Here is a 25127-nt window from a genome sequence, read left to right as displayed (position 1 = left end):
CGAGCTGAGCCTCAGCCGGGGTCGGCGCCGGTCTCGGGCCGGGAGGTCTCGATCTCGGCGTCGGCGAGTTCGTCGACCACGAGATCGTCGACGTCCATCGTGCGGTTGCGGTACGCCTGGCGGCCGACCATCTGCGCCGCCAGCGGCGATGCCGCGAGCTGGATCAGAATGATCGGCACGATGAAGGCCACAACCGCCCAACTGCGCTGCGCGAGAGCGATCGCGATACAGACCAGAATGACGCCGAGCACCTGAGGCTTGGTCGCCGCGTGCAGGCGGCTCGGCACATCGCGGAACCGCACGAGTCCGATCGCCGCGGTCACGCACAGCAGCGCACCGATGAGGATCAGCACGAGAGCCGTGCCATCGAGGAGGGCCGCGATCTGGGCATCGGTCATTTCGTCACATCCTTTCGCGCGACGAACCGGGCGATGGCGATCGATCCGAAGATGCCGACCGCGGCGATGATCAAGAGCACGGGCAGGGTGCGGGTGTGGTGACCGATCACCATGTCGGCGCCGAGGACGCAGACGATCTCGGTCAGCAGCACATCGGAGGCGACAGCGCGGTCGAGGATCGAGGGGCCGACGACGATGCGCCAGAGCGTGATGAGCGCCGCTGCCGTGAACGCGACGTAGATGGCGATGATCAGAATCGTCGAGATCATCACGACACCTCCGCTTTCTGGGCCCGCCGCAGCCGCTGCAGCTGCTCGCGCGACCCGAACGCCCGGGTCAGCCGCGCCTCCCACGTGAGCGTCTCGCGACGGTGAGCCTCGATGTCCTTCTCGTTTCGGACGCCGATGACGTGGAGGTACAGGATGCGGCGATCGCGGTCGGCATCCAGAACGAGTGACCCGGGAATCAGCGAGCAGGTGATCGCCGTATGGGCCATCAACAGGTCGTCATCGGTATGCAACTGCACGCCGATCACGGCGGCACCGGGCTGTCTGCGCAGGTCGAGCACCTGCCAGGCAACCGTCAGCGAACCGCGCACGAGCCCGGCGAGGAACGTGGCGACGAACACGAGCGCATACCAGGGGTTCAGCCGGCCCGAGAGTTCGACCACCGGCAGATAGAAAACGGTGGTGACGACGATGGCCGCAATGACACCGGTGACAAAGGCGAGCACCGTGAACTGTCCCCACAGCAGCATCCACAACACGGTCAGCCACAGCAGCACGGGAAGCTGCCGCCAGATGCCCGTGAAGAAGCCGACCCCCGCGGGTCCTCGATTCGGCACTACTGCACCTCCCCGCTCATGTCGACCGACTCATCCAGCTGGACGACGGTGATGGGTTCCAGCAGCGCCCCGCCCACACGCGCGCAGACCTCGTATAGCGGCCCCGCGAAGATGGTCAGCGCGACACTGACCGCGACCATCCCCGCCGTCGCCGCCGTCATGATCCTGGGGATCACGCGACGTTCGGTGACAGTCGCGGCTGCGGGAGCGGCCTGCAGGTAGGCCGTGCGCTGCTCGGTCTCGGTCGAGTCATCCTCCTCGCGCCAGAACGACAGGTTCCAGGCTCGCATCAGGGCGTAGAGGGTGAGCAGGCTCGTGGCGATGCCAGCGACGATGAGCGTCATCATCAGCGGCGTGCCGACGGCGGCGCCCGCATCGAACAGCGCGTACTTGCCGATGAAGCCCGAGAACGGCGGGAGGCCGCCGAGGTTCACGGCGGGGATGAAGTACAGCAGCGCGATGACGGGGGCCGCGCGCATGAGCCCCTTGACCTTGAGGATCGAGGTGCTGCCGGCGCGGCGCTCGACCAGCCCCACCGCCAGGAAGAGGGTTGTCTGCACCACGATGTGGTGGACCATGTAGTAGATCGTCGCGCCGATCGCGGCGGGGGTCGCGATTGCGATGCCGAAGATCATGTACCCGACGTGGCTGACGAGGGTGAACGACAGGATCCGTTTGAGCTCGGCTTGCGCGACGGCGCCCAGGATGCCGATGACCATCGTGGCTAGCGCGGCGATGAGCAGGATCGTGTTGAGGTCGTTCTCGAGGAAGATCTGGGTCTCGGTGCGCAGGATCGCGTAGACACCGACCTTCGTCAGCAGACCAGCGAACACCGCCGTCACGGGAGCCGGCGCGGTGGGATACGAGTCGGGCAGCCAGAACGAGACGGGGAAGACCGCCGCTTTGATCGCGAAGGCGAGCAGCAGCATGACGTGGAGGACGTACTGCGTTTCCTGCGGCAGCTGCGTCATCCGGTCAGCGAGCTGGACCATGTTGACCGTGCCGGTCGCGCCGTAGATCATTGCGATCGCCGCGAGGAACAGGATCGACGAGACGAGGGAGACGACGATGTAGGTAATGCCCGCCCGGATGCGCTGCTCGCTGTTACCGAGGGTGATGAGCACGTATGACGCGACGAGCAGAATCTCGAAGCCGACGTAGAGGTTGAACAGGTCCCCGGCGGTGAAGGCGACGAAGATGCCCGCCGCGAGGATCAGATAGGTCGGGTGGAAGATCGAGACCGGAGTGTCGTCGTCGCCGTCGGCAGCTCCCTGTCCGATGGAGAACAGCAAGACGGCCAGCAGCACGACGCTCGAGACCATGACCAGCAGCGCCGCGAGGCGATCGACGTAGAGGACGATGCCGAACGGGACGGGCCAGCCTCCCACCGACACGGCGAACGGCAGGTTCGAGGAGTCGACGGCGACCAGCAGCACTGTCGCGATCGCGAGGGTCAGGACGAGGGTGACCACCGACACCCCGACCTGGAACCGGCGGTGGCGTCCGGCAATGAGCGCGATGGCAGCGCCCAGCAGCGGCAGGGTGACCAGAAGCGGAACGAGAGCGGTCATGAGCCGGCACCCTCCGTCCGATCGTCGGCGGCCTCGGAGGCGAGGAAGTCGCTGGTGACGTCGTCGTCTTCGGGTTCGATCTCCTGATCCATCTCCTCATCGGTTCGCATGCCGCGCTCACGCAGCGCGACATCGGCCTCGTCTTCGTCGAAGGTGTCGGCCTGACCCAGTTGCCAAGACCGGTAGATCAGCGCCAGCAGGAAGGCCGAGATGGCGAAGGTGATCACGATCGCGGTCAAGGTCAGTGCCTGCGGCAGCGGGTCCGACATCTCCTGGGGATCGCCGTCACCGTAGAACGGCGCGATCCCGGGACGGCCCATCACGATCAACAACAGCAGGTTGGCCGCGTTGCCCAGCAGCAGGAACCCGATGAGCACCCGGGTGAGGCTGCGTTCGAGCATCGCGTACACGCCGGCGGCGAAAAGGACCGCCATGATCACGATGAGGACAACCGAGACGTTCACGAGCCGCCCACCTCCGCCCGTGCCGCTACCGCGTTCACGGCAGCATTCGCCTGACGGTCGACCTCCGCACCCAGGCTCCGCAGCACATCGAGCACCAGCCCGATGACCACGAGATACACACCGACGTCGAAGATCGTCGAGGTCACGAACTCGATGTGTCCGAGCACGGGCACCTCGGCCTCGAAGATCGCGCGGGTCAGCGGCTCTGCGCCGAAGACCAACGGGATGATGGCGCAGGCCACGGCGATCCCCATGCCGATCCCGAGAAAACGTCCCGCGTCGGTCGGAGCGGCTGCCCCGAGTTCGTAGCGACCTCCGGCGATGTAGCGCATCACCAAAGCCATCCCCGCAACGAGGCCCGCGGCGAATCCTCCGCCGGGAAGATTGTGCCCAGCGAACAGGAGGTACAGCGACACGATGATGATCGAGTGGAAGAGGATCCGCACCACGATCTCCAGCAGGATGGAGCGGTTCTCGGGACGCACCCGCTGGCCGGCGACAAGCCACGCGGTGCGGCCGGTCGGGCCCTCGGCATCCGTCTCCGCCACCGGCGACCGGCGACGCACCGCGCGCTGAGCGCGCTGGATGATCGGCGCCGTGATCTGCGGCAGCGTCTCGGAGCGGTTGGTGACGAACACGAGGGACGCGACCCCGGTCGCGGCGAGCACGACCACCGAGAGCTCACCCATCGTGTCCCAGCCGCGCAGATCGACCAGGGCGACGTTGACGACGTTCTTGCCGTGACCGATTTCGTAGGCCAGGTCGGGGAAGGCAAGAGAGATCGGCAGGTCGACGCGGGCTCCGGTTGCCACGATGACGACCCCGGCCATCGTGATCCCGACGAGGACGGCGAGCACAGCTCGTCCCACGGCGAAGGCCGAGCCGTTGTGGGCACCCAGGCGCGACGGGATGCGGCGCAGCACAAGTGCGAATGCGACCAGCGTGACGGTCTCGACGAGGATCTGAGTGAGCGCGAGGTCGGGCGCGCCGCTGGTCGCGAACAACACGACCATGCCCAGTCCGGTGACTGAAACCAGCACGACGCCGGTGTAGCGCTTGCGGGCGCGAACGGCGATCACTCCCGCGGCGATCATGACCGGGGCGACGGCCAGCTGCACGGGCGTGTGGAAGGCATCCAGATCTGCATGCCAGTCGGATGACGCGAGCAGGGCCGTGCCCTCGCCGGCCACGAGCACGAGGAAGATCGTCGCAACGTAGACCGGCAGGGAGCCGCGCTGCACGAGCGTCGTCGTCAGCACCGAGAGCCGCTCGATCGTGCGCAGCGACGCGTTGTAGGCGTCCACCGCCGTGAAGGGGAGCACACGCGTGCGACCGACACCCCGCGCCGTCACCACGAACACGACGATGCCGAGCGCAATCGTGCCGAGCGAGATCCACAGGGCCGGTTCGAAGCCGTGCCAGAGCGCGAGGTAGGCGGGGTACTCGGGAACGGGGACGCCCGGGGTCGCGGGGGGTGCGAGCTGCGCGTACGGTGCGAACGCGACATCGAGGAGAGATGCGGCGAACCCGCCCGCGAGGGTGAGGACGGCCAGGATGACGGGAGCCGACAGGAAACCCGCGGACGGCGCGGGCCACGAGACGGCGGCGGCGTCGCGCTTGGTCCAGAAGGCGCCCCAGACGAACCGGATGCCGTAGCCGGCGGTCAAGACCGAGCCGAGGACGACCGCCAGGAGCGCGATCATGCCCCACACCGAGCCGCCGAGCGCCTCATCAAGGAGTGCCGCCAGCGCGCCCTCCTTCGCCACGAACCCGATCGTGGGGATGATGCCGACCATCGACGCGATCGACACGATCGCCGCTGTGGCCAGAAGAGGGGCCTGCCGTCCGAGTCCGCTGATCTCGCGAAGATCGCGGGTGGACAGCTGATGGTCGATGATGCCGACGATCAGGAACAGCGCGGACTTGAAGAGGGCGTGACTGAGCAGCAGCGCAAGCCCGGCCAGTGCGGCATCCTGCGTGCCGTAGCCGAGCACGACCATGAGAAAGCCGAGCTGACTGACGGTGCCGTAGGCCAGGAGCCGCTTGAGATCTGTCTCACGGAGGGCCTGCCATCCGCCGAGAAGCATCGTGAAGCCACCGAGGCCGATCACGATGGGATGCCACGCGGGGTTCTCGGCGAAGACCGGAGCCAACACCGCCACCAGGTAGATGCCCGCCTTGACCATCGCCGCCGCGTGCAGGTACGCCGACACCGGCGTCGGTGCAGCCATCGCGCCGGGAAGCCAGAAGTGGAACGGGAAGATCGCCGACTTGCTGAGCGCGCCCACCAACAGCAGCACGATCGCCGCCGTCGCGACGGGACTGACGGGAGGGTCGGCGAGAATCTCGGAAAGGCTGGAGGTGCCCGCCTGCACCACGATCAGCACGACGCCGATGAGCATCACGAGCCCGCCGAGTGTCGTCACGAGGAGCGCCTGCAGGGCTGCCCGTCGGCTGGGAGCGCGCCGGTTGTAGTGACCGATCAGCAGATACGACAGAACGCTCGTGACTTCCCAGAACATCACGAGCACGACGACATCGTCGGTGAGGACGAGGCCGTACATCGCCCCGCGAAGGCGAGGAGCACGGCGGCGAACTGTCCGAGATCCTTCTTGCCGTCGAAGTACCAGCGGCAGTAGAGCAGCACCAGGGCGCCAACGCCGGTGACGATCAGCGCGAGCACCCACGACAGCGTGTCCATCCGCATCGACAGCTCGATGTCGAGGGGGCCGATCCACGTGAACGACTCGAACGGGATCTCACCGGCGAGCACCCGGGGCGACAGCGCAGCGGTGTAGACGAAAGCCCCGAACGAGACCGCGGCGGCGAAGAAGAATGCCCGCGGACCCCACGCCCGCACGAGAACCGGCAGGACCAGTGATCCCAGCGTGAACGCCACGAGAACGAGGAGCATGGCGGCCTCCTCGTGGTCGTCGTCCCGTCGATGCTGCGGGATCGGGCGATCAGGGTGTGGAGACCATTCTATCCGGGCACTGATCCGCCCCGGCCCGTGGCCGCGTCTTTAGGCCGGCGGAACCGGCCCCGCCGTGGTGCCGGTGCGGAACGAGCAGGTGAAGGTGACGGATGCCGCATCCTCGCCGGCGAGCATCGCCACGACCGCGGCACCGGCAGCGCGCCCCTTCTCGACGGCGGGCTGTACGAGGGTCGTCAGCTCGTACGCATCCAGGCCGTCGACCTCGACCCCGTCAAAGCCGGTGACGCTGAGGTCCTCGGGCACGCGGAGGCCGCACTCTTCTGCCGCGCGAATCACGCCGGCAGCAAGCAGGTCAGTCTGGGCGATCACCGCCGTGGGGCGGTCGGGTCCGGCGAGAATCTCGCGGCCCGAGATCAACCCTTCGTCGATCGAACTGGTCACGGCCGCATACGCCGGGGCGTCGGGGTAGACCGCCCGGGCACCAGCCAGCCGCGCCGCGGTCACATCCACCTCGACGGCATCGGCGTGGCCGAACCATCCCCGCGCGCGCCCGGGACGGATCGGGAGTGTGAGCAGCGTGACGCGCTCGTGTCCAAACTCCCGCAGGTAGCTGGCCGCGCGGTGCTGGGCCGCGCTGTTGTCGAGTTCGATCCGCGGGATGTCGGGGCCGGCATCCCCTCGATGATCACGACGGGTACGCGGCGCGCACTCAGGACGTCAAGGGAGGGCTGCCGCGTCTGGCCGAAGCCGACCAGTACTGCCGCATCGATGGGAGCCGACGTCATCGTCGACGGCACCTCCGTGGCGACGCCGGTCACGCTGCTGTCGTCATCGGCGGCGGATGCGGGCGCCGGGGACGACGTCTCGTCGGGCAGCAGCAGAAGCGCGGCGCGAAGGGGCGCGACACCTTCGGCGATGCCGTCCATCATGGCGATCGTCACGGGATCGTGAAAGGCGGCGCGCAGCGAGCCGCCGAAGACCACGCCAACGATGCCGGATCGGCCGCGACGCAGCGAGGCGGCGCGAGGGTCGGGGCCGGTGTATCCCAGCGCCTCGGCAGCCGCCAGGACACGTCGCCGCGTCTCGGCGGAAGCTGGAGCGTTGCCGCTGAACACGACGGACGCCGTGGAGGGGGAGACTCCGGCTTCGCGCGCGACGTCCGTGATCGTTGCCCTGCGCTCGCTCATGGTGCCTCGATGGTACTGGTTGGGGCGGGCGCGGCATCCGGAGATCGTGCTGATCGAAACGATTCGATAGACTCCTGCGGTGGATACCGCTCTTTCTCGCGCTCAGATCGTCCGGTGGCGCACGGCGATCTTCACGATCTTCTTCCTGAGCGGCCTCAGCGTGGCGACGTGGGCCGCCCGCGTCCCGGCGATCAAGGCGACGCTGGGCGTTGACAACATTCAGATCGGCTTCATGCTGCTGGGCGCGGGCCTGGCATCGATCATCGGCCTGTCCCTCGCCTCCGTCGTGCTCGCCCGCTTCGGCGCGCGCCGAGGCATGCTCGGCGCCATCCTCACCTTCTCGGTGGGAGTCGCGCTCGTAGGAATCGGTGTCGACGTCGCGAACTCGTACGTCCTCGTCGTCGTCGGTCTCGCGCTGTTCGGCCTGGGCAACGGATCCGTCGACGTCATGATGAACGTCGAGGGCGCCGCGATCGAGAAGACGATCGGCAAGACGATCCTTCCCCTGTTCCACGCGTTCTTCAGCTTCGGCACCGTCGCCGGCGCCGGTCTCGGAGCTCTCGCGATCGCATTGAACTCCAACGTCCTCGCGCACACCGCCGTCATCGCCGGCCTGCTGGTCTTGACCGGCCTGTGGGCAAGCGCGAACGTGCCGGCGCGAGAGATCGCGATGGACCCCGATGCCGACCCCGCGCCGACCGAGAAGCCGCGCCTGCGTGAACGCCTCAGCGTCGCGCTGTCAGCGTGGAAGGAACCCCGTACCTACACGCTCGGGATCATCATGCTCGGGATGGCCTTTGCCGAGGGCGGCGCCAACGACTGGTTGGCTCTGGGCATCGTGGACGGCCACGGCGCCGGCGAGGCGCTGGGAGCGATCGGCCTCGCGATCTTCTCGGTCAGCATGACGGTCGTGCGCGTGTTCGGCGGCCCCTTGGTCGACCGCTTCGGCCGCGTTGCGACCCTGCGCGTGCTGTCGGTGCTCGCGGCATCCGGGCTCTTGCTGTTCATCCTCGCGCCGAACATCCCGATGGTCTTCGTCGGGGCGGCGCTGTGGGGCGCCGGCACCTCCCTCGGCTTCCCGCTCGGGATGTCGGCGGCCGCGGACGACCCCGCCCGGGCCGCGGCACGAGTGAGCGCGGCTGCGACCATCGGCTACGTCGCCTTCCTGTGTGGCCCCCCGATCCTCGGGTTCATCAGCTTCCACATCGGCGTGCTCAACACGCTCTACATCCTGGTCGCGCTGGCCATCGCCTCGGGCCTCGCGTCGGGTGCCGCCAAGCCGCTCCCGGTGCCGGCAGCAGGCAGCGCCGGCGACAAGCCCCCCGCGCAGCCTGCTGACGCCAGGCCTGAGTAAGGCCCGTTAGGCTCGACGGGTGCGTCTTGTCATCGCCCGCTGCACCGTCGATTACACCGGCCGACTCAACGCGCATCTCGCGCTGGCGACCAGGCTCCTGGTGCACAAAGGCGACGGGTCGCTGCTCGTGCATTCGGACGGTGGCTCCTACAAGCCGCTGAACTGGATGAGTCCGCCATGTTCCCTGGTCGTCGAGACCCCGGATGCCGAGGCCGCCGATGTCGGCGTCATCGAGCAGTGGCGCGTGACCCACGCGAAGTCAGGTGACGCGCTGCTCGTCAGGATCTACGAGGTGATCCACGATTCGACGCACGAACTCGGTATCGACCCGGGCCTGGTGAAGGACGGCGTGGAGGCCGACCTGCAACGGCTCCTGGCCGAGCAGGTGGACGTCATCGGCGACGGGCTGAGCCTCGTCCGGCGCGAGTACCCGACCGCCATCGGCCCGGTCGACCTCCTCCTGCGCAACCCCGACGGCGGGACCATTGCCGTCGAGGTCAAGCGGCGCGGCGACATCGACGGCGTTGAGCAGCTCACCCGGTATCTGGAGCTGCTCGGGCGCGATCCTCATCTCGCGCCGGTGACGGGAGTCTTCGCCGCCCAGGAGATCAAGCCGCAGGCTCGCGTCCTGGCCACAGACCGCGGCATCCGGTGCGTCACCCTGGACTACGACGGCATGAAGGGGATCGAGTCCGGCGCACCGCGACTGTTCTAGTCGGCGCCCGCGCGCCACGGACGCTTCCGCTGGGTTCCCCTAGCGTGGAGTCATGCGATCACCCTGGACCTGCGTGCTGTGGGACGTTGACGGCACCGTCGTCGACGCCTCGGACGGCATCCTCCGCCGACTGACGACAACCCTCGAGCACTTCGGATACCCGGCGCCGACGCGGGCGGAACTCGTCCACTGGATCGGACCGCCCATGTTCGAGTCGTTCCAGGTCAACCTCGGCATGACGCCCGAGCAGTCTACGGAGGCCGTGGCGTACTACCGGGCCCTCAGCAAGGCCGATGGGTATACGACGGGTGCACGGCTGTTCGAGGGCATCGGCGAGCTCATCGCCGAGCTCGATCGCGCCGGCGTCCCGCAGGCGACCGCCAGCTCCAAGCCCGAGAACCAGGTCATCGCCCTCATGGAGCACTTCGCGCTGACCCCTCATCTGCGCGTGATCACGGGCGCCACTCCCGACGAGCGGACTCTCAGCGCGAAGGCCGACATCGTCGCCGAGGCGCTGCGACGACTGCGTGCCGTCGGCGTCGACACGTCGCGACCCGTGCTGATCGGTGATCGGCACCACGATGTCGATGGCGGTGCCGTCAATGACGTCCCTGTGATCTTCGTGCGGTGGGGATTCAGCTGGCCGCACGAGTCCGAGGGTGCCCAGGCGACCGTCGATGACGTCGCGTCGCTGCGCGGATTGCTGCTGACCCCGACAGAATAGGTGCGCAGGAGGCCGATGATGACCGACACCGCAGCGACAGATCCCCGCCCGCGCTCCGCGCTGGGAACCGGCATCCGCACCGTCGTGACGCGGATGCCGGCGACGATCGTCTTCGTGCTCGTGCTCCTGGCCGTGGGGGTCATCTGGCAGGGCCTGTGGAGCTCGTTCAGGCACAGTCCGCTCTTCGCCGAGGTCGCGTACGGCCTGCCGGCGTTCCTGGAGGGACGGTGGTGGACACCGGTCACCGGAACGTTCTTCGTCGTGCATCCGTGGGTGTACGTCATCACGATCGTGAGCTTCGTCGGCATGGGGTACCTCGAGTGGCGCCGCGGGAGCCGCGTCGCGCTGGCGTACTACACGGTCGGCCAGCTGTTCGCCATCTTCGCCAGCGCCCTGGTCCTCTGGATCCTGGCCTTCACGCCCTGGCCCTGGGCGCAGCGCGAGGCTCTCGCCCTCGATGTCGGTCCCTCCGGGGGGACCATGGCCTGCCTGGCCGCGGCGGCCAGCCTGCTGCCCTCGCCGTGGCGCTCGCGCGCATGGTTGGTGCTGCTCGGTGGCGCGGCGGTCGCCCTGCTCTACTGGGGATCGCTGGCAGACGTCGAGCACGCCCTCGCGATCCTCCTCGTTCTGGTGGTGGCGCGGCCGCTGCGGATCCGCCGTGTCAGCGTGCAGGAGCAGCGTTTCGTCGCCCTGGTCGCCGTCCTCGCGCTGGCAGCAATCGAGACTCTCACCTCGATCGTCCCCACCGACGGTCCGTTCGGTCGCACCGCACTCGGCGGCGGGTCATGGATCGACACCGCGATCGATGTCGTCATCCTGCTTCTGGTAGCCCGCGGTCTTCTGCGCGGACGCCGCTGGGCGTGGGTGATCGCCCTCATCCTTGCCAGCATCAACGTGGTCCTCGGCATCCTGGTGGTCGCCCTCTACGTCGCGCTCCCCGCCGCCGATCTCACCTGGGACGGCGACCCGTCCGTCACTGTCGCGACGGCGGTGTTGTGGGCGATCCTGCTGGTCTATCTCGCGTGGGTACGCGGCGCTTTCCGCGGGCGACGCCGCGCCACACTCGGTGTGAGCCCCACCCCGACGGTCGGGGATGTTCGCCAGATGCTGCACGCGTCCGGCGGCGGCACCCTCTCGTGGATGACAACGTGGGAGGGTCTGTCCTACGCCCGGACCAGTTCGGGAATCGTCGCCTACCAGCGCCGCTCCGGCGTCGCTCTCGTTCTCGCCGACCCCCTCGGACCGCCCGAGAGCCGCGCCGAATCGGTGCATGAGTTCGTCACGATGGCCGAGACGGCGGGCCTCATCCCGTGCTTCTTCTCGGCGGATGAAGCCACCCGCGCTGTCGCGCCGGAGGGCTGGCGCAACCTCATCGTCGCCGACGACACCATCGTCGATCTCGAGGGCCTCGAGTTCACCGGCAAGCGGTGGGCTCCGGTGCGAACGTCGCTGAACCGCGCCGGGCGCGAAGAGATGACGTTCCGGATGACGCGTCTGGCGGATGAGCCCTGGGGCATCCAGCAGCAGCTGCGCGCCATCTCAGACATGTGGGTCGGCGACAAAGGGCTGCCCGAGATGGGCTTCACCCTCGGCACCCTGCATGAGGCGGCCGACCCGGAAGTGCGGCTCGCTCTCGCGATCTCACCCCACGGCGATGTCGACGGGTTCCTCTCGTGGCTGCCGGTGTATGCCGAGGGCCGCATCGAGGGATGGACCCTCGACCTCATGCGTCGCCGTGAGGGCGGCTTCGGGCCGGTGATGGAGTTCTTGATCGGATCGTCCGCGCGATTCTTCGCCGACGAAGGAGCACGGACGATGTCGCTGTCGGGGGCTCCCCTGACGCACGATTACCCGGCCGACGCGGGCATCATTGCGGATGTCACCGAGCGGCTCGCCGACATGCTGGAGCCGGTGTACGGATTCCGGTCGCTGCACCGCTTCAAAGAGAAGTTCCACCCCCGCTACGAGTCGCTGTACCTGCTGTACCGCGACGAAGCGGATCTGCCTCGGATCGGCATGGCGCTGACCCGGGCGTTCCTCCCGGACGCATCGCTGCGTCAACTCGCGGGCTCCAGTCGAGAGCTCCTCCAGAGCGGACGGACCTGACCGCGCGCTACCCGCCCGTCGAATACAGCGCCATCGAACACCCGGGCCGAGCAACGCTCTAGACCCGGGCGTCGACGGATCCCCCCGGATAGATCGCGCCAGAAGCGCGACGAGCCACACTCTATCGACACACGTGCGTCGTCGGTACTGAGCCGACGCCGGATCAATACCCCGCTCAGGATGCCGCGAGAAAGACGGCGTCGCCGCCCGTGTTGAGAACCGTCCAGACGCCGCCCTCGATCTCGTCGGCGGGGACGGTGACCGCGACGTTGACCGACAGATCGTCGGCGGGCGGATACACCGTTCCGACCGACCACAGCTGGTTCGGGATGTCGGCCGCAGCGTTCTCGAACAGGTCGTAGCTGCGTCCGCTCGCGCCGATATAGCGAACGATGAGCGAGGCCCAGGGATCGATCCCGAGAGTGTCGGCATCCGCGGGGTCATCGCCTGACTCGACCAGCTGAGCGCGAATCGCATCCCAGTCGATGAGGATCCGGAGCGGAAGCACGACATACCCGTCGCCGACCTCGGTCGCCGCTGTCGCGCCCACTGACCACGCCGACCCGTCAGCAAGCGGAATCGTCTCGCCGACGGCCAGGGGGTTGGCTCGCGTTCCCGGTGCCGCCTCAGCGCTCTCGCTGATCGATGGTGTCGGACTCGGGTCGGGCGAGGACTCGGCGGTGCAGCCGGTCAGCGCGATGCCCGCAATCGCGAGGGCGGCCAGGGCCGCGGCAGGCTGGGATCTCATGGCGCCTCGAGTCGGGTAGGACGAAAAGAAGGCCCCTCTCGGGACCTTCTCTCCTGTGCGCGAGGGGGGAGTTGAACCCCCACGCCCTTTCGGGCACTGGCACCTGAAGCCAGCGCGTCTGCCTATTCCGCCACTCGCGCGAACCGCGGCGAACCGCGGATCAACTTCCCGAGGATATCACGGCAGATCGGGGCGTCGAGTCCGGTATCCGAGCTTGACGGCCAGGTCGTCCATGGCCTGTTCAGAGTCTCCAACTAGCATGGACGCACCGCTCTGCCTGCCTGAGGAGATCCGTGGGACTACTTGACAGCTTCGAGAAGGGGCTCGAACGTGCCGTCAATGGCGCGTTCGCGAAGACCTTCCGTAGCGGGATCCAGCCCGTCGAGATCGCTTCTGCCCTGCGCAGCGAGCTCGACAAGAAGGCCGCCGTGGTTGCCCGGGACCGGATTCTCGCCCCCAACACCTTCACCGTCCGGCTCGCGCCCTCCGACGACGAGCGGATGCAGGCCATCGGCCAGCCCCTCGTCGACGAACTGGCCGACCTGGTGGCAAAGCACTCCCGCGCGCAGGGGTACACGTTTGCGGGTCCCGTCTCGGTGACCATCCGCCGCGACGATGCCCTCTCGACCGGAACCCTGCAGGTCGACTCCTCGACCGCGCAGGGATCGGTGTCGTGGCGCGGCGTCCTGGACATCGCCGGCCAGCGGCATCCGCTCGTCAAGGCGCGGACCGTGATCGGACGCGGCAGCGACGCCGACATCACTCTGGCGGATGCCGGCACCAGCCGACGTCACGTCGAGGTTCTCTGGGACGGCGAGCGCGCTATGGTGCGCGACCTCGGATCCACCAACGGGACGCTGCTGAACGGCCGCAAGATCAGCGAGTCGCCGTTGCCGCCGGACGCGACGATCACGATCGGCCGCACCGACATGGTCTTCCGGATCGTCGCGCAGGCCTCGGCACCGGCGCGGCCTGCGGCATCCGATGCCACCCGCGCGTTCGACATGTTCGACGGGGGCGGGCGCGCATGAGCGAACTGACGCTTCTTCTGCTGCAGATCGGGTTCCTCCTGGTGCTGTGGTTCTTCGTGTTCGCCGTCGTGTACTCGCTGCGCGCCGACGTCTTCGGCGTGCGCGTGCGACGGATGCCGGAGGCGGCGGCACCGGCTGCCCCAGCGCCCCGCGAGACCGCTCCCGTGGCCCCCACAGCCCTGACGGCCCCGTCGGCAGCTGCCGGCGACCCCGCGAAGAAAGACACCGTCTCGCGCATCGTGATCACCAGCGGCCCGAAGACCGGTCTCGAGCTGCCGCTGGGCACCGAGCCGCTGACGATCGGGCGATCCAGCGAGTCGGGGCTCGTCATCCGTGACGACTACACCTCGAGCCATCACGCCCGCCTGCTGCTGTGGGGCGACCAGTGGATGCTGCAAGACCTCGATTCGACGAACGGCACGTGGCACGACGGCGTACGCGTGTCAGCGCCGGTCGAGGTGAAGATCGGCGCCCCCATCAAGGTCGGCGCCACGACCTTCGAACTGCGGAAGTAACGGCCGACCCGTCATGGTCTTCGAAGGATCCAGCGCGGCACTCTCGCACACCGGGAAGGTGCGCTCGAACAATCAGGATTCCGGGTACGCCGGATCCAACCTGTTCGTCGTCGCCGACGGGATGGGCGGCCACGCCGGGGGCGACGTTGCCTCGAGCATCGCGATCGCGCAGCTCACCGACCTCGACCGGCCCTTCGACTCACCGGCAGCTGCCGAACGGGCCCTCGGCGAGGCGATTACCGACACCGCGGCGACACTCATCGACACCGTCGCCGTGCGCCCGGAACTTGCCGGCATGGGAACGACAGTGAGCGCCCTCGCGATGGTCGACGACTATGCCGTCATCGCCCACATCGGCGACTCCCGAGTGTACCTGTACCGCGATGGCGCGCTGACGCAGATCACCACAGACCACACCTTCGTCCAGCGCCTCGTGGACTCGGGGCGCATCACCCCCGAGGAGGCGCGGTATCACCCGCGGCGCTCGGTGCTCATGCGCGTGCTCGGGGATATGTCACCGAACCCCGAGATCGACACGTTCGTCATGCCGACCCAGCCGGGCGATCGCTGGCTCCTGTGCTCGGACGGGCTGTGCGGGGTCGTCCCCGACACCCAGACCGCCAAGGCCCTGGGGGCCGATCTCGCTCCCGCCCGGACCGCGGATGCCCTGCTGAAGATGGCCCTGGACGCGGGAGCGCCCGACAACGTCACGATCGTGCTGGTCGATGTCGGCGGTCAGCATCCGCTCTTCTCGGGAACGGCGACGGTTGTCGGTTCCGCGTCCAACCCGGAAGGGATCGACGTTCCCGCCGCGCGCAGCTCGCGCACGAGCTGGCTCCACCCTGCGCGCCAGGCCGCCAACGAACCGAGCCACTTCGAGCCCGCACCGGAGTTCCTCGAGGAGCTCATCGAAGAGGACCGGCGCCGCTCGCGCCGTCGTCAGCTCGCCTGGATCGCGGGCTTCGTGATCGTGCTGGCGATGATCGGTGTCGCCCTCTTCGGGGCGTACCAGTGGACGCAGACCCGATTCTTCGTCGGCGCCGACGACGACACTGTCGTCATCTACCGCGGCATCCAGCAGAACATCGGCCCGATCTCGCTGTCGACCCCGTACGAAGACACCGGCATCCTGCTGGCCGACCTCCAGTCGTTCGACCGCACAACCGTCGAGCGCACCATCTCGGCACGATCTCTGGCAGACGCGCGAGCGATCGTCGACAGAATCGAATCGCGAGCGGAGGTGCCCAGTGGCTGATCCCGCGATCACGCGCGAGCCGGCGCCCGAGATCTCGGCCGACACGGCAGTCGTCCGGGCACTCAAGCGCCTGCGTACACCCCAAAAGCAGCGCAACCGCGAGCTGGGCCTGCTGCTGTTCGCCCTCGTGCTCTCCCTCGGCGCGCTCGTGCTGGTCCAGCTCGGCGTCATGGGCGAGATCGCGCCGGGCTACCTCATCGCGTTCGGTGGGCTGTTCACGACAGTGATCGCCGTCCACGTCGCCCTGCGCGTGTGGGCACGCGATGCCGACCCGTTCGTCGTGCCGATAGCCACCCTGCTCACGGGGCTCGGGATCGCAATGATCTACCGCATCGACCTCGCGATCGGCGCGGAGGGCTGGGATGCGGCGTCGGTTCGCCAGCTCGCGTGGGCGGGGATCGCGATCCTCGGATGCCTCGCCGTCGTGATCGCGCTGCGCAACTACCGCGTGCTGTTCCGCTACACCTACATCTTCGGGTTCGTCGGGATCGCGCTGCTCCTGCTCCCGATCGTGCCGGGCCTGGGAACCGACGCGAACGCCGACGTCTGGGTGTCGCTGGGGATCTTCTCGTTCCAGCCCGGTGAGCTCGCAAAGATCTCGCTGGCGATCTTCTTCGCCGGCTACCTCGTGCGCACGCGCGAGAGTCTGAGCTCTGTCGGCACCCGGTTCCTCGGCATGACGTGGCCGCGAGCGCGCGAGCTCGGACCCCTGCTCGTGCTCTGGCTGATCTCGCTCGGCATCATCGTGCTGCAGCGCGACCTCGGCACCGGCCTGCTGCTGTTCGGCATGTTCGTCGCGATGCTCTACGTTGCCACCGGCAAGACCTCCTGGGTCGTCATCGGTCTCGTGCTGGCAGCCGCCGGCGCGTTCTTCGCCTCGCGCATCCTGACCTACGTCGGCGGACGCTTCGACAACTGGCTCGACCCCTTCAACCCCGAGCGCATCGATGCAACCGGCGGCAGCTTCCAGCTCGTACAAGGCATCTACGGCCTCGCCCATGGCGGCCTGATCGGCACCGGACTCGGGCAGGGCCGCCCGTACATCACACCGCTGTCGCAGAGCGACTACATCCTCCCCAGCCTTGGCGAAGAGCTCGGCCTTGCCGGTGTCTTCGCGATCCTGCTGCTGTACATGGTGTTCGTCGCCCGCGGCATCCGGATCGGTGTCGCCGGGCAGGATGACTTCGGCAAGCTTCTTGCGACCGGCCTCGCCTTCACGATCGCGTTGCAGGTGTTCATCATGGTCGGCGGGGTCACCCGCGTGATCCCCGTCACGGGACTCACGACGCCGTTCCTGGCGGCGGGCGGATCCTCGCTCGTGGCCAACTGGATCATCGTGGCGCTCCTGCTGCGGATCTCGGATGCCGTCCGCAGCCGACCTCGTGCGGTGATCGGATGACGGGGGTGATGGCACGATGACCAAGGAGTTGCGCCGACTCAGCATCCTGATGCTGATGATGTTCCTCGCGCTGTTCGCGTCGACCACGTGGATCCAGGGCGTTCAGTCCGCGGACCTCGCCGACTACCCCCGCAATACCCGCGCCCTGTACGACTCGTACGAGGTGCAGCGCGGATCCATCATCGCGAGCGGTTCGGCGATTGCCTCATCCGTGCCGTCCAGCGACGTCTTCAGCTGGCAGCGTGTCTACGTCGATCCCGACATGTGGGCTCCGGTGACCGGCGTGATCCCGGTCGTCGGTGAAGCGACGGGCATCGAACAGGCGATGAATGACGAGCTCAGCGGCACCGCGAGTTCGCAGTTCCTCTCGCGGATCGAGCAGATCCTCACCGGGCAGCCGCCGCGCGGCTCCAATGTCGTGCTGTCGCTGGATGCCGATGTGCAGCGTGCAGCCTACGAGGCCCTCGGCGATCTGCAGGGCGCTGTCATCGCGATCGAACCCGACACCGGGCGGGTCCTGGCGATGGTCACCAGCCCGAGCTACGACACGAACCTGCTCGTCTCGCACAACACGGAGCAGGTCGAGACTGACTATGCGAGGCTGCTCGCGGATCCGGCCAATCCGCTGTACAACCGCGCCATCGCCGGAGATCTCAACCCGCCGGGGTCGACGTTCAAGGTCGTCGTCGTCGCCGCGGCGCTCGCCTCGGGCCAGTACACCCCCGAATCGCAGATCCCGAACCCCGCCATCTGGCAGCTCCCGCAGTCGTCCAACACGATCCGCAACGCCAGCGGCGGAACGTGCGGCCCGGGCGAGACCGTGTCGATTGCCGACGCCCTCCGCCTCAGCTGCAACATCCCCATGGCGCAGCTGGCTGTGCAGCTGGGCGACGAAGCGATCCGCCAACAGGCCGAGAAGTTCGGCTTCAACCTGTCGTTTGCCATCCCGCTCGATTCGATCCCCTCGAGCTATCCCCGGGGCTCGATGCCCCGCAGACCGCCCTCACGGGCTTCGGTCAGGGACAGGTGACGGCAACACCGCTGCAGATGGCGATGGTGTCAGCCGGGATCGCCAACGGCGGGATCGTCATGAACCCCCGCATGGTCGATCAGGTCATCGGACCTGACCTGTCGGTACAGCAGACGTTTGAGAACACTGTTTTCGGCGAGGCACTGAGCCCCGCCCTCACTGAGGAGATGGTCGCCATGATGGTCGCGAATGTCGAAAACGGCGCCGCCTCGAATGCAAGAATAGAGGGCGTCGACGTGGCCGGTAAGACGGGTACGGCGGAGAACGGACCCGACAAGCCGTACACCCTCTGGTTCACCGGGTTCGCGCCCGCCGACGATCCCGAGGTGGCAGTGGCCGTCGTCGTGGAAAACGGTGGCGGAAAGGGTCAGTCGGGATACGGGGACCTCATCGCGTCCCCGATCGCGAAGCAGGTCATGGAGGCGGTGCTGAACAAATGAGACCGACGCAGGGTGTGACCTTCGGCGGCCGTTACGAGCTGGATTCGCGGATCGCGATCGGCGGCATGGGCGAGGTCTGGGAAGCAACCGACCACGTCATCGGACGGACGGTCGCGATCAAGATCCTCAAAGACGAGTACATGGGCGACCCCGGCTTTCTGGAGCGCTTCCGCGCCGAAGCCCGCCACGCGGCTCTCGTCAACCACGAGGGCATCGCGAGCGTCTTCGACTACGGCGAGGAGAACGGCAGCGCGTTCCTGGTCATGGAACTCGTTCCGGGTGAAGCGCTCTCGACGATTCTCGAACGAGACGGTTCGCTGTCCACCGACAAGACTCTCGACATCATCGCCCAGACCTCCGCGGCGCTGCAGGCAGCTCACGCTGCAGGGCTTGTCCACCGCGACATCAAGCCGGGCAACCTCCTCATCACCCCTGACGGGCGCGTCAAGATCACCGACTTCGGTATCGCCCGCATCGCCGACCAGGTGCCGCTGACCGCAACCGGTCAGGTCATGGGCACCGTGCAGTACCTGTCGCCCGAGCAGGCATCCGGTCACCCGGCATCGCCCGCGACCGATGTCTACTCGCTCGGCATCGTCGCGTACGAGTGCCTCGCGGGCAAGCGTCCGTTCACCGGCGAGTCCCAGGTCGCGATCGCGATGGCCCAGATCAACGAGCAGCCGCCGCCGCTGCCGCCGACCGTGGCCGTTCCCGTCCAGAACCTCGTCATGGCGATGATCGCCAAGAAGCCCGAAGACCGCCCGGCCACCGCTGCCGCCGTCGCGCGTGCTGCCACCGCTCTTCGCCGAGGCGATGTCGCCGCGGCCGCTGCCGCCATCCCGGCGATCGCCGCCGGGGCCGTAGCCGCCGATGACGCGACGGCCCTCCTCACCTCGACGGCGACGTCCGCAGAGACACGGCTGATGCCGGCGCCAGACAGCCCCGAGGAAGAGCCCGCGCCGCGCAAGCGCAGCCCGTGGACGTGGCCGCTTGTCGCGCTCATCATCCTTCTCGTCCTCGTGCTCGGTGGCACGATCTGGGCCCTCCTTGCCAACCAGCAGCCGGCGCCCGACCCCACCAACTCGTCGTCGGCCCCCTCGCCCAGCGCATCGACCCCGACGCCCTCGCCCAGCGAAACCCGCATCAACATCGACAGCCTGAACCTCGTCGGCATGCAGTGCGAGCAGGCAGTGCAGGCCGCCAAGAGCGCGGGCGTTCTCGAGGTCGTCACCGACACGGGCACCGCGGCTCCGGATGACTCGCAGGTCGGCGTCGTCTGGCAGGTCAACCCGACCGGCAACATCGAGCCGACGACAGCACTGACCGTCTCGTGCTACGGCCAGGTCACCCCGATCGGGGGCCCGAGCAACCCGCCGGCCATCCAGGGAGGCGCGCCCGCCGAGGCCGGGTCGACCGTCACGCTGACGTGGGACAGCTTCACGTGCCCGACGGGCACGGGAACCCTCAGCGGTTACACCGTCACGCTGCAGAACGCCGTCTTCACCGTCGACGGCACCTCGCAGCGCGACTTCCCGCCGAATGACCGCGACGAGGCGATCCTCATCGCCAACGCGACAGGACAGACCCTGACGGCGTCGTACACCGCATTGTGCAGTGGCGGAACCGAGCAGCGACGGTCGGATGCCTCGCCACAGATGCAGGTACAGATCCAGGCAGCGCCGACCCCGGCTCCGACCACCACACCCTGACCGGCATCCACACCCTGACCGGAGTTCACAGGGGCACTCGACTAGGCTGAAGAGACTGGCTCAGTCAGGGAGGGGTAGTGTGACCGACGATTCACGCGTGCTGTCGGGACGCTACCGAATCGACGAACCGATCGGCCGTGGCGGTATGGCGGCGGTCTACCGCGGCTACGATCTGACCCTCGGCCGCGACGTCGCCATCAAGATCCTCGATCCTGAACTCGCCCGCGATGGCGGCTTCCGCACCCGGTTCCGCCTCGAGGCGCAGGCCGCGTCGCGGATGTCGCATCCGACGATCGTGCGCGTGTTCGACGCCGGCGAAGAGACCGAGTCCTTGCCCGACGGGTCGACCCAGCCGGTGCCGTACATCGTCATGGAACTGGTCACGGGGAAACTCCTCAAGGATCTGATTGAAGACGGCCCCCTCGATGCCGAACGTGCGGTTGCCTACGCCGACGGCATCCTCGAGGCGCTCGAGTACTCCCACCGAGCCGGCGTCGTGCACCGCGACATCAAACCCGGCAACGTCATGGTCACCGCCGACGACCACATCAAGGTCATGGACTTCGGCATCGCGCGCGCTGTCTCGGACTCGTCATCCACGGTCGCCGAGACCACCGCGATCCTGGGGACTGCCGCCTACTTTTCGCCCGAGCAGGCAAAGGGGGAGCCGGTCGACGCTCGTGCCGACCTGTACTCCACCGGTGTCGTGCTCTATGAGCTCCTGACCGGGCGCGCACCGTTTCGCGGTGAGTCTCCGGTTGCCGTTGCGTACCAGCACGTCAGCGAAACACCCCTCACCCCGTCGGAGATCAACGAAGACATCCCGCGCGCACTGGATGCCGTCGTGCTGCGGGCTCTCGCCAAGGACCCGTTCCAGCGCTACCAGGATTCGGCGTCGTTTCGCGCCGCTCTGACGCACGCGCTCACCGGCAAGGCGCCCTCGCGCCGCCAGCTCGGAACCCTCACGAGCGAGCTGTACGGACCCAACCCGCGGCAGGCTGCCGAGACCGCCCGATCGCTTCGTCAGCTCTCGACCGACACCACGATGCGGCGCACGCAGTCAGGTCCGCCCGTCGCCTGGGTGTGGGCGGGTGTCGCGATCCTCGCGGTGCTCCTGATCTCCGTGCTCTTCTGGGTGCTGACGATCCCTCGCGGAGACGACACGGTACCGAGCAACTCCCGCATCGTTCCCGACGTGACCGGCATGACCTACGAGCGGGCCTCCGAGGAACTGATCGCTCAAGACCTGGTGCCCGTTCGCGTCGAGGAATCGAGCGTCGAGGTTGCTGAAGGAAACGTCATCCGGACGGACCCCGATACGGATGTCTCGGTCGAGGTGAACCAGGAAATCAGGGTGTACGTGTCTACGGGTCAGGAGCTCGCTGCCGTGCCGACGCTCGCGGGTCTCACCCAAGAGGCAGCGACACAAGCTCTCGAGCAGGTGGGGCTGCGGGTCGGCACCGTCACCTCCCGCAACGACCCCACCCTCTCCGCGGGCACGGTCATCTCGGCCGACCCGGCAACCGGTGATGAGGTCGCGGTCGGAAGCAGTGTCGATCTCGTCGTGGCAACCGGACGTGTTCTGATCAACGACGTGACCGGATACACCGTCGAGGCCGCAACGCGGGAACTCGAAGCACCCGATACACAGGTGACGGTCGAGACGCAGGAAGACTCCTCGTGCCCGGCGACCAACCCGCCGGTCGTGATCGCGCAGTCCCTCGCGCCCGGCGAGGTGCCCATCCGGTCGACGATCACGTTGACCTACTGCTCGGGCTGAGCTGCCTCTGCCGCTCGGCTCAGGCGGTGATGGCGATGTGGGGTCGCAGACTGTGGGAGCGGTGCACGGCACCCGTAACACCGACGCGTTCCAACCAGTTCGCCAGGAGGCGGTAGCCGCCCTCGGTGAGGACGCTCTCGGGGTGGAACTGGACTCCCCACAGCGGAGCGCGGCGGTGAGCGATCCCCATCACGATTCCGCTGTCGGTGCGAGCCGTGATCACAAGATCGTCGGGGAGCGTGTCGGGCTCCACCGACAGCGAGTGATACCGGTTGGCGACGAACGGCGACGGAATGCCGGCGAACAGCATCGAGCCGTCGTGGCTGACCGGCGAAGTGACACCGTGGAACAGTTCAGGAGCAACAGTGACCCGAGCACCCAGCGCCTCAGCGATCACCTGGTGCCCGAGGCAGACCCCCAGGACGGGGACGCCGCGGTCGACAGCCTCACGAACGAGGAACTGCGAAGCCGCGGTGTCGGCAGGCCGACCGGGACCGGGGGAGACGAGGATTCCGGCATGGTCGCCGACGAGGCGAGGGACGGCATCCGGCTCGACCTGATCGGCTTCGACCATGACCGTCTCGGCGCCCAACTCGTGCAGATATCCCACGAGGGTGTGCACGAAACTGTCGTGATTGTCGACCACGAGCACCGGGGCGACGATCTGTGGACCGGCGGTCACCCGACTGTCGCGTCCTGCGGTGTGGTCAGCTCGCTGATCCACGGGAAGACGTAGAAGACGAGCCCGTACAGGACCGCGGCAGCCATCACGGTCAGGATCGCGACCTTGGCCCACCAGGGCCCGGGCAGCACGTGCCACAGAGCGGCGTACATCAGGCGATTCCTTCCGTGAGGGATGCGGGCGGACCGTCAGCGCGCGGGGTGAACGACTCGAAGACGCCGTAGGCGACGATCCGCTCGGTCATGCTCCAGCGGGGGCTGCAGCTGGTCATCGTGATGTAGGCGTCGCCGGCGGCAACATCCATCTGGGGCACCGCCCCGAGGACAGAGGTCTCGGTCGGGTGGACGTACTCAAGGGTGCGGAACCGATAGGTGTACCACCCGGCTTCGGTCTCGACCACGATGGCGTCACCGATGCGCAAGGTCTCGATGTCGGAGAACGGCTTTCCGTACGTCGTGCGGTGGCCGGCGACGGCGAAGTTTCCGCTTTCACCGGGCATCTGCGTGTTCGGATAGTGCCCGATGCCGATCGGGTCGAGGGTACGCGCGCGCGAGACACCGCCGGCGATCTTCACGCTGTAGTCGGGTCCCCACCGGGGCACGTGCATGACCGCGAACTCTTGCGCATCGTCAGGTTGCCCGAGAACCGGGATGGGAACGTCCGCCTCGGTCGTCGCGGTCGGTTCCGGCGTGGCCGAGGCCTCCGGCGAGGGTGGCGCGGTCTGGGTGGCCTGGGCCCACTGCTCCGAGAGCTCGCTGCCGGCGGCGTTCTTCTGCGCACCCTGGATGACGTCTCCGAGCCAGAGTTGCCATCCGACATACAGGAAGGCCAAGACACCAACCGTGATGAGCAGTTCCCCGATCACGCCGAGGACGCTGACCCTGCGCCGCCGGCGCCCGGTGCGACGCGAACGACGGGTTGGGTGCGGCGTCTGATCCGCATCGCCCACAGGCATCCCCCTCGTCTCAGCCCTCGTCTGAGAGCGTCGTACATCAGGGGCGATTCTATTCGTCTCCTGCTGGAGGAGCCCTGGCAGTTAGACTTGACTCATGGCACGCCCGAGCAACGACGACGAACCGATCGTCGAGACCAGCAGCGCGGATTCCGCACCGAACCCGGTCTGGTTCAAGCCGGTCATGATCGGGCTCATGCTCTTGGGCTTGGTTTGGGTTCTGGTCTTCTATATCAGCGGCATGCAGTTCCCGATTCCCGGGATCGATGCCTGGAACCTCGTGATCGGATTCGGCATCGCCTTCGTCGGTTTCCTCATGACTACGCGCTGGCGCTGACCCGACGAATCCGTCGCCGCCGAATTACACGGCTGTGATTCATCCCCAGGTGTGGATGAATCTGTGGATGAATCACACGTAGAACACCGCGGGGACCGCGAGCAGGGCCAGCAGGCCCACGCCGATGAGGACCAGAAGACCGATCTGCAGCGGTTGCCTGGCCCGGGTGCGCGTGCGAGCGAAGACCAATCCGATCAGCGCACCGACAACAAGGCCGCCGACGTGGGCCTGCCAAGCGATGTTGTAGCCAGGGATGAACCCGATCACGAGGTTGATGCCGAGCACGATCAGGATGCCCGTGATGTTCGCCCCGATATGGCGACCGATCACCAAGAGGGCACCGAGAAGACCGAAGACGGCGCCAGAAGCCCCGACGACCCAGATTCCCGGCGCGATGAGGGCAACCCCGACCGAGCCGCCGAGGCCGGACAGCAGGTAGAGCGCGACGAATCGGCCGTGCCCGAGGAGTGGTTCCAGCGATCTGCCGATCATCCACAGCGCCAGCATGTTCAAGCCGACGTGGAAAAAGCTCGAGTGCAGGAAGACCGCCGTGAGGAGCCGCCACGGCTCGAACGCGATCGACGGGATGACGTAGACGCTGTTGAACGCGAACAGTCCGTCAATCGCTGGGATGAACAGCTGCAGCACGAACACCGCGGCGGTGATCGCGATGATGACGTAGGTTGCCGTCGGACGCTGCGTGCCGACCGCCGCCACGGGCGCCCGAGACCAGCGCCGCTCAGCCTTCTTCTGCGCGCTCGTCCGCGTGGCGCGCTGTTCGCGCATGCACTCCGGGCAGATCACGCCGACGGCGGCCTGCGTCTGACACTCCGGACAGATGGTGCGCATGCAGCGCTGGCACAGCACAAAGCTCTGCCGGTCCGGATGCCGGTAGCAGAAGTTGTCCCGGTTGCTGCGGAACTCCTCGGAAGTCGTCACGGCAGACGCCGA

The 25127-nt window shown here is 67.6% G+C and carries 23 protein-coding genes, 1 tRNA gene and 2 pseudogenes; 12 read left to right on the top strand and 14 right to left on the bottom strand.

Annotated features, from left to right (window positions below; all coding sequences use genetic code 11):
- Positions 1-11: 11 nt before the first annotated feature.
- The 8 genes and pseudogenes from mnhG to IT882_RS17005 form a co-directional block, all read right to left on the bottom strand.
- Positions 12-398, bottom strand: a complete 387-nt coding sequence (gene mnhG / locus IT882_RS00225) for a monovalent cation/H(+) antiporter subunit G (protein WP_195692673.1) — start codon at positions 396-398, stop codon at positions 12-14.
- Complete coding sequence (locus IT882_RS00220) at positions 395-667, bottom strand: monovalent cation/H+ antiporter complex subunit F (RefSeq protein WP_195692672.1); 273 nt, start codon at positions 665-667, stop codon at positions 395-397. Before IT882_RS00220 ends, mnhG begins: the two co-directional genes overlap by 4 nt.
- Positions 667-1242 carry a Na+/H+ antiporter subunit E gene (locus IT882_RS00215; RefSeq protein WP_229382197.1) on the bottom strand — a complete coding sequence of 192 codons (576 nt, stop codon included), beginning with the start codon at positions 1240-1242 and terminating at the stop codon, positions 667-669. Before IT882_RS00215 ends, IT882_RS00220 begins: the two co-directional genes overlap by 1 nt.
- Entirely contained in the window at positions 1242-2813 is a 1572-nt protein-coding gene (locus tag IT882_RS00210; RefSeq protein WP_195692671.1) for a Na+/H+ antiporter subunit D, read from the bottom strand. Before IT882_RS00210 ends, IT882_RS00215 begins: the two co-directional genes overlap by 1 nt.
- A complete protein-coding gene (locus IT882_RS00205) occupies positions 2810-3277 on the bottom strand; it encodes a Na(+)/H(+) antiporter subunit C (protein ID WP_195692670.1) in 468 nt (155 codons plus the stop codon). Before IT882_RS00205 ends, IT882_RS00210 begins: the two co-directional genes overlap by 4 nt.
- Positions 3274-6191, bottom strand: a pseudogene (locus IT882_RS00200) (Na+/H+ antiporter subunit A). The gene IT882_RS00205 and the pseudogene IT882_RS00200 overlap by 4 nt, the downstream one beginning before the upstream one ends.
- Positions 6192-6299: 108 nt before the next feature.
- Positions 6300-6818, bottom strand: a complete 519-nt coding sequence (locus tag IT882_RS17010; protein WP_324253953.1) for a substrate-binding domain-containing protein — start codon at positions 6816-6818, stop codon at positions 6300-6302.
- The gene (locus IT882_RS17005) at positions 6713-7399 is read right to left on the bottom strand and encodes a LacI family DNA-binding transcriptional regulator (RefSeq protein WP_324253903.1); all 687 of its coding nucleotides are present in this window, start codon (positions 7397-7399) and stop codon (positions 6713-6715) included. The genes IT882_RS17010 and IT882_RS17005 overlap by 106 nt, the downstream gene beginning before the upstream one ends.
- 79 nt (positions 7400-7478) lie before the next feature.
- Here IT882_RS17005 and IT882_RS00190 point away from each other — a divergent pair, with 79 nt between their 5' ends.
- The 4 genes from IT882_RS00190 to IT882_RS00175 are packed head-to-tail and all read left to right on the top strand — an operon-like array spanning position 7479 to position 12298.
- Entirely contained in the window at positions 7479-8753 is a 1275-nt protein-coding gene (locus IT882_RS00190; protein ID WP_195692669.1) for an MFS transporter, read from the top strand.
- A gap of 19 nt (positions 8754-8772) precedes the next feature.
- The gene (nucS, locus tag IT882_RS00185; protein ID WP_195692668.1) at positions 8773-9468 is read left to right on the top strand and encodes an endonuclease NucS; all 696 of its coding nucleotides are present in this window, start codon (positions 8773-8775) and stop codon (positions 9466-9468) included.
- Between the two features lie 52 nt (positions 9469-9520).
- Positions 9521-10192: an HAD hydrolase-like protein gene (locus IT882_RS00180; RefSeq protein ID WP_195692667.1), complete on the top strand. Its 672-nt coding sequence runs from the start codon at positions 9521-9523 to the stop codon at positions 10190-10192.
- Positions 10193-10207: 15 nt separating this feature from the next.
- Positions 10208-12298: a bifunctional lysylphosphatidylglycerol flippase/synthetase MprF gene (locus tag IT882_RS00175; RefSeq protein WP_229382196.1), complete on the top strand. Its 2091-nt coding sequence runs from the start codon at positions 10208-10210 to the stop codon at positions 12296-12298.
- Between the two features lie 175 nt (positions 12299-12473).
- On the opposite strand, the gene IT882_RS00170 is transcribed toward IT882_RS00175, so the two are convergent.
- Together IT882_RS00170 and IT882_RS00165 are read right to left on the bottom strand one after the other, a co-directional pair.
- On the bottom strand, positions 12474-13046 hold the full coding sequence (locus IT882_RS00170; protein WP_195692666.1) for a hypothetical protein: 573 nt from the start codon (positions 13044-13046) through the stop codon (positions 12474-12476).
- A 56-nt stretch (positions 13047-13102) separates the two neighbouring features.
- Positions 13103-13186 (bottom strand) — tRNA-Leu (locus IT882_RS00165).
- Between the two features lie 153 nt (positions 13187-13339).
- On the opposite strand from IT882_RS00165, the gene IT882_RS00160 reads away from it, so the two are divergent.
- From IT882_RS00160 to pknB, 7 genes and pseudogenes are all read left to right on the top strand, one after another.
- Entirely contained in the window at positions 13340-14077 is a 738-nt protein-coding gene (locus IT882_RS00160) for an FhaA domain-containing protein (RefSeq protein WP_195692665.1), read from the top strand.
- The gene (locus IT882_RS00155; RefSeq protein ID WP_195692664.1) at positions 14074-14592 is read left to right on the top strand and encodes an FHA domain-containing protein FhaB/FipA; all 519 of its coding nucleotides are present in this window, start codon (positions 14074-14076) and stop codon (positions 14590-14592) included. The genes IT882_RS00160 and IT882_RS00155 overlap by 4 nt, the downstream gene beginning before the upstream one ends.
- A 13-nt stretch (positions 14593-14605) precedes the next feature.
- Positions 14606-15847 (top strand): PP2C family protein-serine/threonine phosphatase, encoded by a 1242-nt coding sequence (locus IT882_RS00150; RefSeq protein WP_195692663.1) that lies wholly within the window; start codon positions 14606-14608, stop codon positions 15845-15847.
- Positions 15840-17246 carry an FtsW/RodA/SpoVE family cell cycle protein gene (locus tag IT882_RS00145; RefSeq protein ID WP_195692662.1) on the top strand — a complete coding sequence of 469 codons (1407 nt, stop codon included), beginning with the start codon at positions 15840-15842 and terminating at the stop codon, positions 17244-17246. Before IT882_RS00150 ends, IT882_RS00145 begins: the two co-directional genes overlap by 8 nt.
- Before the next feature lie 16 nt (positions 17247-17262).
- Positions 17263-18716: pseudogene (locus IT882_RS00140) on the top strand (peptidoglycan D,D-transpeptidase FtsI family protein).
- The gene (locus tag IT882_RS00135; protein ID WP_195692661.1) at positions 18713-20425 is read left to right on the top strand and encodes a serine/threonine-protein kinase; all 1713 of its coding nucleotides are present in this window, start codon (positions 18713-18715) and stop codon (positions 20423-20425) included. The pseudogene IT882_RS00140 and the gene IT882_RS00135 overlap by 4 nt, the downstream one beginning before the upstream one ends.
- Before the next feature lie 79 nt (positions 20426-20504).
- Positions 20505-22205, top strand: a complete 1701-nt coding sequence (gene pknB / locus IT882_RS00130) for a Stk1 family PASTA domain-containing Ser/Thr kinase (protein ID WP_267490534.1) — start codon at positions 20505-20507, stop codon at positions 22203-22205.
- A gap of 19 nt (positions 22206-22224) precedes the next feature.
- Here the strand turns inward: pknB and IT882_RS00125 are convergent, their stop codons facing one another.
- Genes IT882_RS00125 through IT882_RS00115 form a run of 3 tightly spaced genes read right to left on the bottom strand, consistent with a single transcriptional unit; the run spans position 22225 to position 23752 of the window.
- Positions 22225-22887 (bottom strand): anthranilate synthase component II, encoded by a 663-nt coding sequence (locus IT882_RS00125; protein WP_229382195.1) that lies wholly within the window; start codon positions 22885-22887, stop codon positions 22225-22227.
- Positions 22884-23039 carry a hypothetical protein gene (locus IT882_RS00120; protein ID WP_195692659.1) on the bottom strand — a complete coding sequence of 52 codons (156 nt, stop codon included), beginning with the start codon at positions 23037-23039 and terminating at the stop codon, positions 22884-22886. The genes IT882_RS00125 and IT882_RS00120 overlap by 4 nt, the downstream gene beginning before the upstream one ends.
- A complete protein-coding gene (locus tag IT882_RS00115; protein WP_229382194.1) occupies positions 23039-23752 on the bottom strand; it encodes a class E sortase in 714 nt (237 codons plus the stop codon). The genes IT882_RS00120 and IT882_RS00115 overlap by 1 nt, the downstream gene beginning before the upstream one ends.
- 184 nt (positions 23753-23936) lie before the next feature.
- Here IT882_RS00115 and IT882_RS00110 point away from each other — a divergent pair, with 184 nt between their 5' ends.
- Positions 23937-24176, top strand: a complete 240-nt coding sequence (locus IT882_RS00110) for a cell division protein CrgA (protein WP_195692657.1) — start codon at positions 23937-23939, stop codon at positions 24174-24176.
- Positions 24177-24248: 72 nt separating this feature from the next.
- On the opposite strand, the gene IT882_RS00105 is transcribed toward IT882_RS00110, so the two are convergent.
- The gene (locus IT882_RS00105; protein ID WP_229382193.1) at positions 24249-25115 is read right to left on the bottom strand and encodes a rhomboid family intramembrane serine protease; all 867 of its coding nucleotides are present in this window, start codon (positions 25113-25115) and stop codon (positions 24249-24251) included.
- Positions 25116-25127 lie beyond the last annotated feature (12 nt).

It is taken from the genome of Microbacterium schleiferi (assembly GCF_015565955.1).
GTDB classification, from domain to species: Bacteria; Actinomycetota; Actinomycetes; order Actinomycetales; family Microbacteriaceae; genus Microbacterium; species Microbacterium schleiferi_A.
The sequence above is the reverse complement of the archived record's forward strand: the minus strand, read 5'-3'. Positions and strand labels throughout refer to the sequence as shown.